A 1729-nucleotide genomic window follows, 5' to 3' on the forward strand; every position below is an offset into this window, starting at 1 on the left:
CGGCCCGAGAGGCTCACCCCGGTGCGCGCCCATCCATGGACGTCTAACGGCAACAGCAGCTGCTCCGCCCGGCGCCAATCCCCCGCTACTGGCTGCTCGCAGTCGTGCCGGTCGAGGTTTCCTTTCGTCGGGTCGAGCAGTCGGATGACGTCGCCTCGAAACCCCGCCCAGAGGGGCCCGACGATGCGCAGCCACCGGGTCACCGCGCAAGCAGCGCACGACGTCGGGTCGTCGGCCGATGGCACGACGTGGCCGCGGATCCGGACGATGCTCGTCACCGCGACGTCCGCGGGGGTGATGGTCCGGGCTTGTTCGCGGCTGAGGTTGAGGCTACCAAGGAGGACGGTGAGGAACGCGTCGCGGCGGCCTCGGAGCCCGATCGGGTACCGGTACTTCGGGATCGCCGCCAACACCCTCCCCACTGCCACATGGTCGGGGCCTTCTGTTCGCGGCCATACCCGCGCCTCCACCGTGGGCATCGGGTCCGGGTAGCCGACTGCGAGGTGGTGTGCGCGGATCGCGCGCCGGCGGAGCCGCTGCGTCGACGCAGATCCGGGGAACAGCGTCAGGAACCGCTCAATCGTTGCTGCCGTCGCCGGGAGCGACTCGTGTCCGGACGCGATACACCACGCGACGAAGCGGCCCCAATGCGCCTCGAGCAAAGCCCTGCTGTCGGGCTCGAGTTTGGGGCCGGGTTTGGGGGAAGTTTGGGGAGTCACAAGCGCATCCGGGTGACGGCGTTGCGGACCAGGGGTGCGTATTCGCGGTCGTAGATCTGCAGGGTGGCGGCGTTGGTGTGGTGGGTCTGGTTCATGATCTCCACATCCGTCGCGCCGGCGTTTCGTGCCTCGGTGACGAACCCTGCACGGAGAGAGTGCCCGGACCAGCCGTCCTCCCCCAGTCCCGCGGCTTGTGCGCGGCGGGCGACGGCCTTCCCGACCGTGGTCGGGCTGATGCCGGTGTTCCGGAACAGGCCCCACTTCGACACGGCACGGAAGAACGGCATCGACGGCGGCAACCGGTCTGCGCCGAGTCCGTCGGCGCAGACGTGAACGGCGAGACTCCCGCCAGTGAGGGCAGCGAACAGGCCCGCTTCTCCACGGGCGTCCTGCGCAGCCATCAACCGGGAAAGCCTGACATAGGCGCAGGGGGCGCAGGTGACCGGGTTCGCGCCCTGCTGCAGCACTTTGATCCGGCCGAGGCCGTCCTGGTCGGTCTTGGACTTCCGTACCCGGGCGTAGACGCCCTCACCGTCGACGAGGCGGAGATCCGCGACGGTGAGGGCGGTAAGTTCGGACTCGCGGAACGCACCGACGAACCCGAACAGCAGCAGCGCATGATCGCGGGCTCCGAGCGCGCCGGTCTGCAGATCAGCGACGTCGATCTTCAACAGGGTCGTCTGCAGTGCCTTCAACGTCATCGGCTTCGCCCGCCGAACCGGCACGGAACGGGTGCGACGGATGCCTTTCAGGACGTCGCGGACGATGGGTGTGGCGCCTGGTGGGGTGTGGCCGCGGCGGGCGTGTTCCCAGTCGATCGCGGCGACGTAGCGACTGATTGTCGCCGGTGCGTACCGCTGCTCACCATCAGGGAGGACGGCGTTGGCCTTGTCCGCGAGGAACGCCGCGACCTCGGTCGGGTCGACCGGTGCGGTGGTGATCTGCTCGAGCTCGTGCGGTTCGGAGATCTCGTGGTCGAGGAACCCGGCACGCCACCGGGCGAACTGCCG

General features: G+C 69.1%; 2 protein-coding genes. Both read right to left on the reverse strand.

All coding sequences use genetic code 11. The features are described 5' to 3' along the window. On the reverse strand, window positions 1-662 hold a 662-nt coding region (locus tag H7A73_RS18000; RefSeq protein ID WP_220456649.1), incomplete at its 3' end, for a hypothetical protein. A 53-nt stretch (window positions 663-715) separates the two neighbouring features. Beyond that, the coding region (locus H7A73_RS17895; protein WP_182067232.1) for a tyrosine-type recombinase/integrase at window positions 716-1729 on the reverse strand (1014 nt) is incomplete at its 5' end.

It is taken from the genome of Curtobacterium sp. ME12 (assembly GCF_903970855.1).
GTDB lineage: Bacteria > Actinomycetota > Actinomycetes > Actinomycetales > Microbacteriaceae > Curtobacterium > Curtobacterium poinsettiae_A.